The organism is Methanobrevibacter sp. (assembly GCF_045114555.1).
Classification (GTDB): domain Archaea; phylum Methanobacteriota; class Methanobacteria; order Methanobacteriales; family Methanobacteriaceae; genus Methanobrevibacter.
In genome coordinates, this window is the sequence record NZ_JBGUKT010000002.1 from 24,481 (window position 1) to 41,141 (window position 16,661).

Consider the following 16,661-nt stretch of genomic DNA (forward strand, 5'->3'; position numbering starts at 1 on the left):
CTATTTTTATTTTTTAATATCAATCTTATCTTTGATTTACTATTTTTAGAAAAAATTACTTTCAAATTTAAAAAAAAAACTAATTTTGAAAATATAAAAAAATGTTAAAGACACTCTAAAAAACTATTTTTGAAAAAAATAAAAAAAGAAAAAAATGTTAAAAACACTTTAAAAAACTTATTTAATAGACTTTAATAGTATTTTTAACAGTTAATTTTCCATAACTAGAATAAATAGTATATTTGACACGTCTTAAATTTTTAAGGCCAATGGTAGCTATTCCATATTTATTAGTCTTTCTAAGATATTTTTTGCCTTTAAACTTAAATGTCACATATTTATATTTTAAGATAGCCCCTTTTGAATTGACTAATTTAGCAGTGAATTTAATTATTCTAGCTTTCTTTTTGGAAAGGTTTTTTGTAATTACTGTTGGTTTAACTGTTACCTTATTTTTAACTGTAAATCCTTTATAAGTAGCTGAAATAGTATAAACCTTAGGATTTAAAGTAATTTTTAAGCTTGCATAACCATTTTTATCTGTAGTTCTATAATAGTTCTTGCCGTTTATACTAAATTTAACAGATACATTCTGTGCAATTCTTCCATAATTATCATATACTCTAACCTTATAATAGGAACCTGCACCATAATACATAGTCAAATCCTTATTTGAACTGATTCTAGCAAGAACCTTAATTTTATGGGTTTTCTCTTCCAATGTTTTCGGATTCTTAACTATTACATCATAAGTTCCTGGTTTTAGATAGTTGTCTATCTTGACTATTCCGTTGCTGTCTGTCTTTAATTTATATGTTTTTCCTCCAAATACTATTGTAACATTAGTGTTCTTTAAAGGATTTAGATTTTTATCCAGGAATTTTACGCTGTATTTGGATCCATAAGTGTAATTGGAATAGCTTGGAAGTGCAACTGTTGTTTTGATAGTGATTGTTGATGAATTGGAAAATTCGTGATAAAGATTTTCACCTTTGAAGCTTGCAATTAACTTATAGGTGCCTGCCTTTAAGTTGCTTAATGTGATTTCTCCGTTATTATCGGTTGTGCCACTGTAATTTACATTGTTTAATCTATATTCAATCTTTCTGCCGGACAGTGGATTTCCATTCAAATCAACAAGTTTTATCTTATACTTATAATCCTTATTGTAGATAGTTGATGAATCCTCAACAATAATTCTTGTATCATACTCATCAATCTTGAAGGCATAAAGGATTTCATTGCAATCATAAATTGCAGGATAAAGGGCAATCTTAAGATTATTCCATCCAGCATTTAAATCTGTCAAATTAACTGAAGCCTTACCGTTTTGAGCTTTAGCTGTAAAGTTCCTATAATCAAATATGAAGAAAACAGTTTCGTTAATTGGTTCTGAGAAACTTACATTAACAGTTGCATTATCAAAGATAAGTGAGAAATCATCTAAACTCATTGATACATCATATTTTGTAATGTCCACGGTTGAATTAACAATTGGGGAATTATAAGCGCATGATACAAATTCAGCAGATATGTTATTAATGCCTTTCTTAAAGATATGGGTGATTTGTGCCACTCCATTAGAGACATTAGCATATACAATTTCATTAGCCAAATTAAACTTAACTTGACCGCAATTTACAGGATAACCATATTGATTCAATACAGTTGCTATGATATTTACAGGATTAAAGTTATTTTCACCAGTGACATTTGGATTTACATCCAATGTGATTTCAGTGTTGACCTTATTCAATAGTGTAAATGCTTTTATGCAAGCAACTTGTGATTTATAGGTATGGTCAGGATAATCCTTCCACACCAAATCATATAAGTCAACCCAATTCTTTCCATCAAAACTGATAAATGAAATGTTCTCCTTGTAGAATTTATTGTTTAAGCTTTGAGCTTCTGAAATAGGCACTCCCGCATCTCCTGTAACGTTTATCTTAAATACAATTTCAAATATGTCTCCAACATTAAGTGAAATAGGATTCAATAAGTCAATGGTCCAATAGCCAGGACGTGCGAAACCTGATTGATTTAGTATAGAAACATTGTTCACATTAACAGATAATCTATAAGTTGTTTCCTTTTCAAAGTAGGTGGAAACTGCAGTCAAATACTCATTGTCAGTTACATTGAAGATATTCTTGTACCATGCAGTTTTTGTTGTATTGAAGAAGAAATCTGTTTTGGCAATATCATACTGATAGTTCTTATCAAATTTGATTGTATCATTTAAGATAAAAGTAAATGCATCTCCCCATTTTCCTAATTGTAGAGAAGACATGTCATAATAGGAAAGATAGAAATATTTAACACTGCTCCAACTATTCTTGACAATCCAAGCGCCTTTTCCAGGAGCTCCTGGAATTTCTACAGTATCATCCCATCCAATCAATGTAACTGCATGGTCACGTTTAGTAAGGGTATTATAAACATAATAACCTATATCATCATTACTTTTATAATCCATATAAACAGGAGAATAAACTGCACCATAATCCATTATTGCTCTTTTAATCATGTCATTGTCAGTGTAGTTATCCCTCTTTAAGAACAACACATTTTGAACATGCATAAAGCTGCTTAAAACAGGAGATAATGCACTTTGAGCATTATATGAATCCTCTGATTCAAATACTGGACCTAACCAGCTTGCAAGATATCCTAATGCCAAGTCGTCAAATCCTCCACCGTTAGGTTCATAATTCCAACCGTAAACGGAATAAAGAGCAGCAAGGTTTTTCATGTTTTCTTCTGATAAATCAAGATTCTCTCCAGATGCCTTTAGGATACATGACTCTAAGGTTGCAAGTGTGGCAAAAGCCCAACAGTTACCTCCATTTCCTTGATTTTTTATGGAAGTGACATAACTGGAATTATAAAAACTTTCAAGAGGATTATCCTGTATATTGTAATTATATAATGAATAATCATCACCATAAGCAATCAAATCAAGATATGAAGAGTTAAACAAATCATTGAAAAGTGGATCTAATGCAGTATTGTTTTCATAGATGATATCTTTTATATTGGAATTATTGTTGAAAACAGAGTATATTGCTCCTGCAGATACGCTAGCTGAATTGTTTATGAAAGTATTATTGTATATTGAAAGACGTTTAGCGCCATCTATAAATATTCCTGCCCCATTTTTAGCGTTGTTTGATATGAAAGTGGAATTTGAAACCTTTAATTCACCATACATTTGATAGATAAAACCACCATCATACATTGCAGTGTTATTGAAACCATAAATGTTAGTTAATACAACATCACTGCTTAAGATTGTGAAAGCTCCACCGAAAGTGGATGAACAATTAGAGACAGATATGTTATTTCCATTAAAGTTAACAAATCTTAGGTATATTGCTCCTCCAGCGTCTCCAGTTGATTTGTCATTGATGAATTTAGTGTTTTTAATGGTTAAATTGGTTTTATTTTCTTGACTTGTTGTATTTATGTAAATTGCTCCACCGCATTCACCTGCAGTGTTGTTTATGAATGTACAATCTATGATTTCTATAGTTTTGTGTGCATTTGAATAAATTGCACCACCAGATTTAGCTACAGAATTATTGTAAAAAGTACAATTTCTTAAATAAATAGGAGAGTTGCTTGGAGCATAAATAGCCCCTCCGACTATTCCTCCAGAATAGTAACCAGCACCATTTTGGAAAATTACATTTGTAGCATTTAATTTCGCATTATTTACAAGTCTAAAATCGTTTAATGTGACATTTTGAAGAATAAAATTTCCATTTACCTCAAATCTCATTTTATTACCATTAATAATTGTTTGAGCAGCATCCTGTCCAATTATTGTAAGGTTTGTAACATACTTATAAGAGTTGAGATCATAAACTCCATTTGCTAAATGAATAACAGAATTATCTTTAATTCTGCTAACACTTAAACTGTTATACGGATTTCCATAAGTTCCATTACCATCAGTCTCTGCAGAACTATCAAAATAGTAATCTGCTTCGAGAACATCCCCATTTGATTCACTAGCTCCCACCATTTCATATTCAGTATTGAGAGAATCCAATGAACCTCCATCATCAACAGATTCCACAAGGCCTAATGAATCGAGAGAGTTTGTATTCTCCTCAATTAGACTTGCATCAGCATCTGCAGCGAATGATGTTGGAATGATGATTAAACAAAGGAAAACCATCAAGCAAACAAGAAGTTTATAATGAGTCTTTTGCATTTTTATTCTCCAAATAATTTATTATAGTAATAGTATATTTTTTATTATATAAATATAAATAGGTAAAAAAATCTGAAAAAAACTCAAGATTTGAATGAAGAATATGATAAAAATTGAATGAAAAATATATAAAGAAGATTATTTCTAAAAAAATAAGATTATAAAAAAAGTAAATAAAAAAGTTAAAAATGATTAAAAAAATTATGAATAAGTAAATAAATAGAATTTACTTATAAATCATAGTTCCAATACCTTCTTTTGTAAAGATTTCGAGAAGCAAGGTATGTTTGATTCTTCCATCAAGGATATGTGCTGATTTTACTCCATTGTTCAATGCATCAACACAAGTTTCAATCTTAGGAATCATACCTCCAGAGATGATTCCCTCTTCAATAAGAGCAGGAATCTCATCTACATGGATTCTTTGAATCAATGTTGAAGGATCTTCTGGGTCTCTTAATACACCAGGAACATCAGTTAAAATTATTAACTTTTCTGCATCCATTTCACCAGCTATTGCACCAGCTACAGTGTCTGCATTAAGGTTCAAGGTAGTACCATCTTGAGCAATTCCAATAGGGGAAACAACTGGAATGAAATCATTTTCAGTATACATTTCAAGTATTTCAGGATTGATTCTTTTGATTTCACCAACCAAACCTAAATCAATCTCTTCAATTTCACCTGTTTCCTCATCCTTTATCTTATGAATCTTTTTGCATGCTTCAATAAGCTTATTGTCCTTACCGGATAAACCAGCTCCTTTACCGTCATGCAAGCAGATTTGAGAAACGATATCTGTGTTGATATTACCTACAAGAACCATTTTTACAATGCTCATGGTTTCCTCATCAGTCACCCTTAACCCTTTGATGAATTTAGGTTCCTTACCTAACTTCTTCATGGATCTGGTGATTTCAGGACCTCCTCCATGAACAACGATAGGTTGCATACCAACATATTTCAATAATACAGTATCTCTTGCTGTAGAAGCCATTGCCTCATCATCCACCATAGCATGGCCTCCATATTTAATCATGACCTTTTTATTGTAAAACTGTTTAATGTAAGGTAGAGCCTCTACCAAAATATTTACTCTTTCCATTTCAATCACATAAATAAATCAATAAGTATAAAATTTTTAATTTTCTAAATTTGCAAAAAATTAATCAAAATTATAATATAATTTTTTATTTCTTAAAATTTGCAAAAATTAATCTTAATTAAATATCAATTGTTAGATTTGTTTATAATAGTATATAAAAATATCATTGAAGAAGAGAATTATACTCATTTGATAAATTATGAAATCATTATAAAATTAATATGAGTTCGTAAATTTTAATTTAAAGCAAATATTATAGTTATAATTAAAAAATAAAGTTTAAAAATGCTTAAATTTAAATATATCCTATTTTAAATTAAAAAATAACTTAGTTTTAAAAGCAAATCAATTTATATTAAAAATAAACTATTTATAACAAATAGTTTACAAAATAAAAGATTTATAACAAGTTTATGAATTTGAAAAATTATCAACAAAAAAATCCAATTTTTAAAGCTAAGTAAAAAATAGGAGAAAAATTATGTTGAAAATAAATAAAAGCATTTTGATAATATGTCTTGTATCATTATTTTTAATAATCGGGCAAATATCTGCAAGCGATACCGATTTAATGGAAACAAGTGATGCAGACATGAATGATTTAAGTATAAATCAAAATACAGATGAAGGATTAGATGATTTGAATATGAATCAGTTAGAATCCAATGAGCTAAATGATGCGAATTCTATAAAAACAGAAACTTCTGACGACTTAGAAGAAAGCATAGATGATATGATTGAAGAAAGGCTAAAGGACACAAGTGGTGTAGTAATGGCAAATGACAATTACAGCTGTGGACCTGCATCTCTAGCCACTGTTTTAAACAGATATGGGCTTAATCTCAGCTTAAATGAAGTTTCAAAGCATACAAACACAAGCTTGAATGGAACAACAATGCAATCCTTAATCGATACTGCAAAATACTACGGATTCCGTGCATATGGAATTGAAATTGATACCAAATGCCTTAAGGAAAACAATATAGTCCATCTTAACATCAATGGATGCGAGCATTGGACTGTAATAAATAAGCTAACAGACACTCATGTCTTTTTAGCCGATTCCACCGAAGGAAACATTAATTTAACAATCGATGATTTCAATACATACTTTAGCAAAAAGGCAATTGTCTTATCCCTGAAGGACTCAATTGACTTAAAGGAAGAATTGATCTCCAATCAAATCAATATCCTAAGCAATGAGCAATGCATGAAGATTTCAGGGAAAGGATTGAAGAAAAAGGTCATTGGTTATAGGATAGTGTGGAAATATGGATTGGTCCAAAGGTACGGTTGGGTCCTAAGGCCTAAGATAGTTGGGGGGCATGTGTCCTTTTCACAATGGGTATATGTAAAAGGAAACCGTCCAGTTTGGGGAAAATACAAAGTCAAAGAGCCCATCTACAAATATTATTACGTCTCTGATGACTCCTTGACAAGCGCTAAACTCAGAAGAAAATAGAGTTTTAATCACATTTTGAAATGAACAAAAATTAATAAATGGAAAACCCATATACAATATTAAGGAGGTTAAGTATGGATAAGAAAATTACAATTGCAATAATCGCAATAATAGTTGCAGTAGTTGCCATTGGAGCTTATTTGGGACTTTCCAATACTGCCATTCCTGAAAGTTCCCAGATGACTGATCTCTTTGACTATTCAATTGAACCGACAACAAGCTGGAATGCAGAGAAAAAGGAATACTCATTCAGTCAAAGCATAAGATCTGTAAATGGAAAGGATTATAAGAACATAGACATTAAGGTAAACTTCTATAAGGGAAATAATCTTTTAGGCAGCTATGACTCCAAAATAGATCACACAAAAGACGGGAAGTGCACTCTTAAATTCACTAAAGGACTTAAAGAGGAACCGGATACATTCTATTACGATGTAGTGAATGCAACTGAAGTGTAGATTTAATTTTTTAATTAAAATTTTTTAAAAATAAATAGAATAATGCCTGCTCATTTATTTTATTTATAAATTTTTTCTTTTTTTATAAAAAATATATAAAGATATGTAGATGCAGGAATGCATCAATTGAAAAATAATAATCGCATATCATTTAATTAGATACAACTTCTTTTAAATTAATATAAAAATATAACACTAAGCAAATAATCAAGCGACTATTTAATTTAATTGAATGAAAATAGTTAGTAAAATTTTCTTTTAATCTAAAATAAAAAATATCAAAAAGAGTCAATAATTATTTTAAAAAAGTTCTTAAAAAAAGAGTTAAAAAAAAATAAAAAAATTAAAGTGAATTGAAAAAAATAGAAAAAATTATAAATTCAATTTATCCACAATATGGATAAACTGATTTGCCTCTGTTTCCAAGCTATGGTCTGGGTTTCCACGCATCTCAAATACAATAGCTGGAATTCCCCCTTCTTCTATAGGAATAGTAGAGTATTGGGGGCTTGAATAGCTCGCAGGTTCATAATAGATCACATAATTGATGGCTTGGGTTACATTGTTTGCAGCCTCATAAGCCACTGTATCATTGGAAACTGGAGCGAATATATAAGGATCCTGCACATAACCACCATTTGAAGCGTGAATGTCAATTACCAAATCATATCCATTCTTGAGCACATCTTTTACCACATAATCCTGTGCAAGCAATTGGCCATTCATTCTGCTTTCTTCAAAATCATCACTTTCTGCAGTTACATTGATCCTATAAACATAATATGAATAATTTAAGTAATCTGAATTGTTTAAAAGACTGTCATATATTGCATCATGGGCATTGGATTCCCTTGGATGCTGTCCTAAGATGTATGCAACCTTTACAGAAGAATTGGCATTTCCATATGGCCCTTCAAGAGTAACAGTTCCTATGCTGTTCTTGCCTATTGTCTTTACGGACTTATCTGCAGAATCTGTAGAGTCTGCAGTAAATGAATTGATTAAATCAGTTGGAATAAATTTTAAAACCTGATTTAAAATAGGATAATTCTCAGATAAATCCTGCAATAAGCTGTCTTCATTAGTTGAATAATCATAGCAAAGAACGAAACCCTCTGCTAATATGACAATTAGAATGATTAAAAAATAGAGTAATTTTTTAGAAGGTTTTCTTGATTTTTTCTTTTGTGCATTGTCTTCATCAGCCATATAAACACCAAAAATAATTCATTTCAATTAAAATCCTGAAACCTTATAAAAACATTTTAAAAGGAATAATACCTTTTTTATAGAAATAACTTTGTAAATAAATTTGATATTTTGATATAAATTGATATAATTATAAAAATTAAAAGCTAGAAAAAGCAAGTTGGAAAATTATTTTTTCCAAGTTTGTCTTACTCCTCTACCTTTTTTACTACCAGGCTTTTTGTAAGATCTTTTAGGTCTGGTTCTTTTGTTGGTACCTTTTACTTTTGCCATTATATATCCTCCTTTAATTTTGATGATAAGATTATCATAAGATTAATCTAAAATAAATAAAAATAAATTTTTCATATTGAAAATATGAGAAAATTCTTTATAAAAATAGCTTTAATAATAAAACTTAATAAAATATTTATTTTTAATACATATAAACTTTTTCCCTTATTCCATTATGAAGAATTTGAAATTAAAAAAAGAATAATAAATTAAGAGATTAACAAAAAAAATATTTAAATTTAATTTATAAACTATATAATTAGTTAATATTTAATTAGTTAAATTTAATTAGTTAATATTTAATTAGTTAATATTTAATTATAACTTGGAGGAATTTGATGAGAAATATAGTGATTGTTGAATGCATATCAACAGGAATAAATTATATTGAAGACATTATCAACAGAGGCTATAATCCAGTGGTACTTGAACCAAAAAGAATAGATACTGAAGTAGGAAGAGAATATCAAAAATGGTTGAAAATGAATATAAACGAATTAAATATGACTTTGATATAATATCTGAAAAGGATAGCTATGAAGAAACCCTTGCAATGGTTAAAGAATTAGATCCACTATTAGTACTGCCTGGAAATGAAAAAGGAGTCATATTAGCTACAAAATTGTCTCATGATTTAGGTTTATTAGGGAATCCTATTGAAAATCTTGATGCCATGACTTTAAAAGATGAAATGCACAAGAGACTAAAGGAATGCGGAATTCGCTATATTAGAGGAAAAGTAGTCGATTCCATCGATGATGCAATCGAGTTCTATGATAATGAAAATTTAAAGGAAGTGGTCATTAAGCCAACTTACAGTGCAGGAAGTGCCAGTGTAAGGATATGCGAAAACAAAGAGGAAATGATCGAATCCCTCCAAGAACTATTGAATCATTCAGTAAATTATTATGGGGACAATGAGATTAGATTCCTAATCCAAGAACGAATAAAGGGCGATGAATATATTGTAAATACAGTTTCATGCGAGGGAATTCATAATGTTACCCTAATCTGGAAATATTCAAAAGTCAAAACCAATGAAGGTGCCATAGTCTATGATTCAAGTGAAACAGTCAATGAATTAAGCATTGGCGAGGCAGAAATGGTTGAATATGCATACGATGTGGCTGATGCAATTGGAATCCAATACGGTCCAGTTCATGGAAAATATATGATAGATGAAAATGGACCTGTCCTGATTGAAGTGAATTGCCGCCCTTGCGGTGCAAGTATGGAAGCAGAATTCCTAAACAGAATCTCCGGCCAACACGAAACAGACAGCATTCTGGATTCATATCTAAAGCCAGAACTTTTTATGGCAAATTATAGAAGGCCTTACAGATTATATGCACATGGTGCATTAAAGCTATTTATAGTTCCTAATGACATCATTGCCAAATCATCACCTATGGACAATATAAGCTTTAGATTCAAAAGCCATTATAAGACTTCCATGGCTGAAATCATTGACAACAGCACATTATTCCCTAAAACAGAAGATTTGCATACAAGCTGTGGCTTGGTCTATTTGGTTCATGAAGACTTGAATGAAGTGCAGGACAACCTTAATTTCCTAAGGGATATTGAAAAACGTGCATTTTCATTGGTTTTAAGTGAAAATAAAAAAGAAACAGATACCAAGGATGATGAAACCTATTTAAATGAAATTAAACCATTTATTGATTTTGTAGGAAAATATGGAACCGGTTTTATTATTACAGACCAGTTTATAGATGATACTGATATCTTACAAAGTAAACCAGAAGATATCGGTAAGTTAAATGGGGAATTTGATTTTGTACTGATTAATCTAAATAAAAGCTATTTTGTTGAAAGTGATGAAAACATCATTAAATTGTCATTTGAAGGTCTATCCAGAGTCAAATCAGGAGGATATGTATTCATTCCAAAAAATACATTTGAACAGATTCCTAGTGGAAGAAATGGAATGGAAAGTATTATTCAAACATTAGGATTGAAGATTGAAGTTCCCCCATATGGAATCAGGGATATGATTCTTGCAAGGAGAACCTGAATAATAACTAATTAATAATAAAGAGATAAGTAAAAAAAATAAATTTAGATTAATAAATTAAATTAAGAAGTTAAATGAAATTAAGAAGTTAAATGAAGCTTCTTAATTTTTTCTTTTTTTATAAAAATAATATCCATATTATAAAAGACCTATTTTAAGTAGTGTATTCTGCATTGATCTTTACATAATCATAGGTTAAATCGCATCCCCAAGCGGTTGCACTTGCATCACCTTGATACAAATCTACAACTATGTTTACTGTCTTCTCCTGCATGATCTCTTCTGCTGAATTAAGCTCTTCAGTTCCATCAAATGCAAGGATTTTACCTTTATCAACTAAAATGGCTTCCTTCCCATCACCTGAATTAACGGAAACTGAAATCATGTTCTGATTCATTTCACAGCCAGAATATCCTACTGCAGCCACAATCCTTCCCCAGTTAGGGTCTCCACCAAAGATAGCTGATTTTACAAGTGAGGAACTGATTACAGATTTAGAAGCCAAAATAGCATCATTTTCATCCTTAGCTCCATTGACCTTACATTCAATGAATTTAGTTGCTCCTTCACCATCACGAGCCATCATTTTAGCCAAACTAATGCAAATGAAATCCAAAGCATTTTGGAAATCCTCATTGATTTCACCGTCTTTAGCAACTTCAACACCAGACTTTCCATTTGCCATCAAGATTGCAGTGTCGTTTGTACTTTGGTCCCCATCAACAACGATCATGTTGAAGCTTCTGTTTACAGCAGATTTCAATGCCTTATTAATCATTTCAGAGGATATGAGAGCATCTGTTGCCAAGAAGCAAAGCATGGTTCCCATGTTAGGTGCAATCATTCCGACTCCTTTAGTTATTCCTCCAATCCTTACATTTTTACCATCGATTTCAGTCTCTACAGCAAATTCCTTATGGTAAGTGTCAGTGGTCATTAATGATTTTGCAGCATCAGTTGAGCTTTCTGCACTATGGTCCAACTTGGAAATTGATTTTTCAACCAATGGCAAAATAATGTCCATAGGCATTTTTCTTCCTATTACTCCAGTTGATGCAGTAGCTATCTCACTTGATGGAATGCCAGAGATGCCTGAGGCAAATTCAATGGTCTTGTCACAATCGTCTATTCCATCTTGCCCTGTAAAGCAGTTTGCATTTCCACTGTTTGCAACAACCAATGATATTTTTCCACCTTTAATCATTTCCTTAGTATGTATAATAGGAGCAGCTACAACCTTATTTGATGTGAAAACAGCTGAAGCAGCACTATTCTTAGATTCAATAATTGTAAGGCCGTATTTGCCTTCACGACTTCCTGCTGCCCGAACACCTTCTACAGCACAGATTCCTCCTTCAATAACTTTAATGTTAGACATGATATCTCCTTTGGAATTATATAAAAAATAAAAATTATAAAAAATTATAAAAAACTTAAAAAAATAAAATTAGAAAAAAATAGAGAAAAAGTTCTCTAATTAATAAATGCCAGTGGCAGTCGAAGCATTGAATGCAGTGACATTTTGGCCTGAGGTTACATTTTCATCAAACTCATAATATGAGATTTGAGTACCGTTTTCATCATGCAAGTCGTAACTGCTGTTTTCATATACAGTTATATTATCAGTTACATTCATATATTGCACTTCACCAGGATCAGGCTCACTTCCAACACCCATAATCATTGAAATGCCTAAAGCCAAACCACAAATGAAAGCAATTAATATTATCACTAGCACAAGTATCTGTCTAGGGCTTCTAGGCCTTCTTGGCATAGAACTCTTAGACCAAATAGAACTTAATGAATTGTTTGGTTTTCTAGCATTAGATGAGTATCTGGAACCTCCGGAACCTCTAGGATTTCTAGCAGGACCTGAGTGTCTTGAACCTCTTGAACCTCTGGAGTTTCTAGAATTATTAGGAGTTCTAGTTTTCAAGACATTCTTGTTTTGCTGTTTTCTAGAATTCCCTCTTCTACCGATTGCCATTAATTTCACCACAAATTACATATTTAAGTCTTTAAAGCTAAGACTATAAATTTCAAATTTCAACTGAATACTAATTATTTTTAAGAATAAATTTTACCTAAATGTATAGTAAGCCACAAGCAATAAGACTAATAAAAGTCCATAAATGCCCATGCCCATTATAGCAAGCAAATATGAAGCTACAAACATTACAATAAATGCAGTGATTAGCTTACCTTTCTTATTTGTTAAGAATTCACATAATGTTCTTGTAAAGTCTGATGGAATGTAATATCCATACAAACCATTAGCCAAATCAAATATGACTAAAGACAATGCACCGAATCCATGAATGCTCTCTGCAATGTTTGCACGTTCACCTGCTTCTCTTCTGCTTCTACCGATTCCTATCTTGACTTTAGCACCGTTATTCAATATAAACCATGCACAATCAAGACCTGCACGAATAGCTACATCCTTACTTGGGAATTTTGCTATCAAGTCATCTCCACCTTCACGGTATCCTTCGATTTGACCTTCACAATCTTCCATGAACTCCTTGACACTTGTCATCAATTCCACAAGCTTGTTTCTTCCATGCTTGGAAATGAAGTTTGTAGAGTCAACAATATCAATGAACAGGTATTGCTGGAACTCAGGAGGTTCGGATTCAGCCAATTTGAATGGAGTGTCCAATACAAGTGCATATTCACCACCTAATTTAGTGAATGCAACACCTGGAGAATCTCCAACTTCCTTATTGAACTTAATGGATCTTTCAATAGCTGCAGCACCAGTCATACCCGCAGCAGCCCTTACTTTGATTCCATTATCCAAACCAATGCCCACCAATCGTATAGCCACTCTGATTGCATCGTTTTTAGACATCAATCTTGAAACGATTTCGGTTTCGCTTCTTTCGATAATTTCTCCATTTTCTCTTAAAATAATATCAGTGAAAAGATTAATAATATAAGAAGGTTCTGAAAGCTCTACATACATGTAACGGTCACTACCCATTATGATATTGCTTACAAGAGCATATTCTTCAACCTTATCTTGAGCAGGAAGTAATTCATAAAAGCTATGATTTTCTGGAATGTTTTCACGGCCAACATCTCTAACCAAGTTGGTAAAAATACTTTCTGTTGTGATATGTGCCTTATCGATCTCCATCAGCATGGTTTGAGTGTAATTGAACATGTCCACATATTCAGTTTCCAATGGAGTGGTAGGGAAGTATTTAGTACCTATGCTTATGATTTCATGTTTTGTAACTAATGAAACAAGCTTTCTTATAATACTATGTTCAGCCATATTTTACCTCCTATTAATTTTTAAATATCAAATAAATTGTTAAGTATAAAATCGTTAAATTTCAAAATCTTTAATTAGAAATAAGATCCATTAGATAGAATCTTTTAAAAAATATTAATTGAAAGATTAGGTGATTTAATCCTTATCTTTCTTTTTCTTGGAATTCTTTTCCAAATAGATCTCAAACTCACCTGGCTTTTCAAGAATCATATTAGGCTTGACTGAAACGAATGGGAACTTCCAGGAACCTAATCTGCCTGCAATTGTACTTGCAATGTTTCTTGAATTCTTCTTAATGAATACCTCATCGTAGGTGTTTGTTTGGATTTCAATGTTATATGGAGGATTGTCCTCAACCTCATCAGTCAAGACTATGTTCAATCCAAAGTAACCTGGCTTGATGAACAAGTCATTTCTAACTGCGATAAGTGGCTTGTGAACCAATCTCAATCTGTCCGCTACAGTTACTGAAATGTTACCTGCATCCTTGACAGCAGCCTTATAGTCTTTTGGATGAACAAGAACAAAGATCACATATGGAACAGATGTTTCAACATCATCCACCATTTCCATAACCTTGTCAAACATTGGCAATTTAGAGAATATTCCTTCTATTTTTGAGGAAACGTTATCCTGTTCAGACTCGTCAAGCAAGAGAATAGCTTGCTTTGCAACATTCAATGGAGTGAATTTGGTTGTCTCCTTTCCTTTGTAGACTACCCAACGTTTTCTTTCAAGCTCATTCAATATTTCATCACAGATGTTCTGCAAGAGATTCTTGACTTTTTTAGGTTTTTTCGCTTTTCCCATAACCAATTCATTGTCTTGAATTGAAAATGGAATCCTTATGCTGTTGATGTCTGGGAATTCAGACATGAAATCCCTGAACTTGTCATTGGACAATACCTTTGCATCCTCTTCATAAGCCAAATCAAGAATGTAATGGTCTGCAATGGTTCCTACAGGAACCTCATCAATGATTCCATCATTAACCAATCTGACAAAAGTCTCTTTATCATCTATATTATGACGCAAGGAAGCATCTGCTATGATCAAAAAGTCATGGCCTTCTTCTTCCAAAGCCTTAACAGCCAAGGTAATGTTTTTTAATTTAGCTTTTGAACCTTCCTCTTTATGAAAATGCGCAACATTTGCTGCATCAATAATAACTTTCAAGATATCACCCTTTAAAAGTTTTTTTAAAAAATTTTATTTAAAAATTTTATTTAATTATAATTTTTCTATGAATGATTTTAATTCTCGCCATTAATTAAATCTGTCAATCTAAATACTTAAAATATTAAAATTTTTTAATTTAATATGAATCTATTTATTAATATGATTCTAATTTTAATATTTTAGTATTAAATTTTTATACTATAAATATATATCAGTAATAATATATTTAAATCTTTTTAAGACAAGAATAATAATTTAAAAATCCTAAAGAAAAAATAGATGAAAAAACAACAGGGATACACAAAAAACTTTTGAACACTACAACAAAAACCACTGAAAAAAGAAAAAAAATACATAATAATACACAAAAAACCACTAAAAAAAGAAAAAAAATACACAATAATACACAAAAAACCACTAAAAAAGATAACAAAAATAGAAAAATAAAAAAATAAAGAAAAAAGAATTATTTGGATTGAGCAGCTTCAGCTGCTTTTAATTCTTTTTTAGATCTTCTTACAAGATCCCTTAAAGCATTTGAAACATTTGGAGGAACAGATCCCTCTTCCTTGTTCAAGATTACTTCAGAAATAATGTTAGAAAGAACGAAAATTGCATGTTTGTGCTCTGCTTTTGTTCTGTGAATATGATGAGGACTTATATTCAAAGCAAGGTAATCGTCAAAGAACTCATGAGCAGAGTTATCAGTGTCTAAATATTTTAAAACATATACTAAAAATTGATGTAATTGAATCATTTCATCCTTATACATATAATACCTTTCCTATATTTTAAAATTGTAAAAATAAATTATGGATTTAAATTAAATCTAATTATTTAACTAAATCATTAAACACATAACAAACATAAAAATAAGCTATAAAATATTAATTCACTACAAATACCAAGAGACTTATATCATCTTTTGGGATTTAAACAACTAACAACAAAATCCCCATATAAACCTCAATAATGAACTACCTAAATTACATACTCAAATTTATTTTTGTTAATAGTACTTTAAACACAATTGTATTTAAAATTTATGTTTAACTATATAAATTTTTATATTTAATTCTTTGTATCAAAAATATATAAATCTTTTTGTTGAATTGGATTCAAAACAAAATATTTTCAAAAATTTTTAGATTTTTCCTATTAAAAATTCTGAAAAATAGACAAACTAATACTTAACTAAATTAAATAAATAAATTTTTTAAACAGTTTAAAATATTGAAAAATCTTAAGCATGCGAAAAATGGGCAAACAGCACTAGAAATAAACTGAAAAAAACTGAAAAATAGACAAAAAATAAAAGAATTTAATAATATTATTAATAATGTATATAAAATATAAAAAATATATTTAATTATGTTATAAATTATGCATCAATATAATCATAAGAAAAAGATGCATAAAAACAACAAAAAGAAAT

The 16,661-nt window shown here is 30.6% G+C and carries 12 protein-coding genes; 4 read left to right on the top strand and 8 right to left on the bottom strand.

Annotation, left to right across the window (positions count from 1 at the left end; all coding sequences use genetic code 11):
• Positions 1–181: 181 nt before the first annotated feature.
• Together ACJMLB_RS00150 and argB are read right to left on the bottom strand one after the other, a co-directional pair.
• Positions 182–4,222 carry a C1 family peptidase gene (locus ACJMLB_RS00150; RefSeq protein WP_405322685.1) on the bottom strand — a complete coding sequence of 1,347 codons (4,041 nt, stop codon included), beginning with the start codon at positions 4,220–4,222 and terminating at the stop codon, positions 182–184.
• A gap of 226 nt (positions 4,223–4,448) precedes the next feature.
• Complete coding sequence (gene argB, locus ACJMLB_RS00155; protein WP_296854741.1) at positions 4,449–5,327, bottom strand: acetylglutamate kinase; 879 nt, start codon at positions 5,325–5,327, stop codon at positions 4,449–4,451.
• A 481-nt stretch (positions 5,328–5,808) separates the two neighbouring features.
• Between argB and ACJMLB_RS00160 the strand changes: the two genes are divergently transcribed.
• Entirely contained in the window at positions 5,809–6,789 is a 981-nt protein-coding gene (locus ACJMLB_RS00160; RefSeq protein WP_405322686.1) for a cysteine peptidase family C39 domain-containing protein, read from the top strand.
• Between the two features lie 74 nt (positions 6,790–6,863).
• Positions 6,864–7,247, top strand: coding sequence for a hypothetical protein (locus tag ACJMLB_RS00165; RefSeq protein ID WP_405322687.1), 384 nt, complete (start codon positions 6,864–6,866; stop codon positions 7,245–7,247).
• A 372-nt stretch (positions 7,248–7,619) separates the two neighbouring features.
• Here the strand turns inward: ACJMLB_RS00165 and ACJMLB_RS00170 are convergent, their stop codons facing one another.
• Positions 7,620–8,456, bottom strand: a complete 837-nt coding sequence (locus tag ACJMLB_RS00170) for a hypothetical protein (RefSeq protein ID WP_405322688.1) — start codon at positions 8,454–8,456, stop codon at positions 7,620–7,622.
• Between the two features lie 611 nt (positions 8,457–9,067).
• On the opposite strand from ACJMLB_RS00170, the gene ACJMLB_RS00175 reads away from it, so the two are divergent.
• Together ACJMLB_RS00175 and ACJMLB_RS00180 are read left to right on the top strand one after the other, a co-directional pair.
• Entirely contained in the window at positions 9,068–9,247 is a 180-nt protein-coding gene (locus ACJMLB_RS00175) for a hypothetical protein (protein ID WP_405322689.1), read from the top strand.
• Positions 9,202–10,764: an ATP-grasp domain-containing protein gene (locus tag ACJMLB_RS00180; protein WP_405322691.1), complete on the top strand. Its 1,563-nt coding sequence runs from the start codon at positions 9,202–9,204 to the stop codon at positions 10,762–10,764. The genes ACJMLB_RS00175 and ACJMLB_RS00180 overlap by 46 nt, the downstream gene beginning before the upstream one ends.
• A gap of 154 nt (positions 10,765–10,918) precedes the next feature.
• On the opposite strand, the gene argJ is transcribed toward ACJMLB_RS00180, so the two are convergent.
• From argJ to ACJMLB_RS00205, 5 genes are all read right to left on the bottom strand, one after another.
• Positions 10,919–12,142, bottom strand: coding sequence for a bifunctional ornithine acetyltransferase/N-acetylglutamate synthase (argJ, locus tag ACJMLB_RS00185; protein ID WP_405322692.1), 1,224 nt, complete (start codon positions 12,140–12,142; stop codon positions 10,919–10,921).
• A gap of 99 nt (positions 12,143–12,241) precedes the next feature.
• On the bottom strand, positions 12,242–12,751 hold the full coding sequence (locus tag ACJMLB_RS00190) for a hypothetical protein (RefSeq protein WP_405322693.1): 510 nt from the start codon (positions 12,749–12,751) through the stop codon (positions 12,242–12,244).
• Between the two features lie 93 nt (positions 12,752–12,844).
• Positions 12,845–14,047 carry a hypothetical protein gene (locus tag ACJMLB_RS00195; RefSeq protein ID WP_296854723.1) on the bottom strand — a complete coding sequence of 401 codons (1,203 nt, stop codon included), beginning with the start codon at positions 14,045–14,047 and terminating at the stop codon, positions 12,845–12,847.
• A gap of 135 nt (positions 14,048–14,182) precedes the next feature.
• A complete protein-coding gene (locus ACJMLB_RS00200; RefSeq protein ID WP_296854721.1) occupies positions 14,183–15,223 on the bottom strand; it encodes an NYN domain-containing protein in 1,041 nt (346 codons plus the stop codon).
• Positions 15,224–15,692: 469 nt separating this feature from the next.
• Positions 15,693–15,998, bottom strand: coding sequence for a UPF0058 family protein (locus ACJMLB_RS00205; protein ID WP_292779248.1), 306 nt, complete (start codon positions 15,996–15,998; stop codon positions 15,693–15,695).
• Positions 15,999–16,661 lie beyond the last annotated feature (663 nt).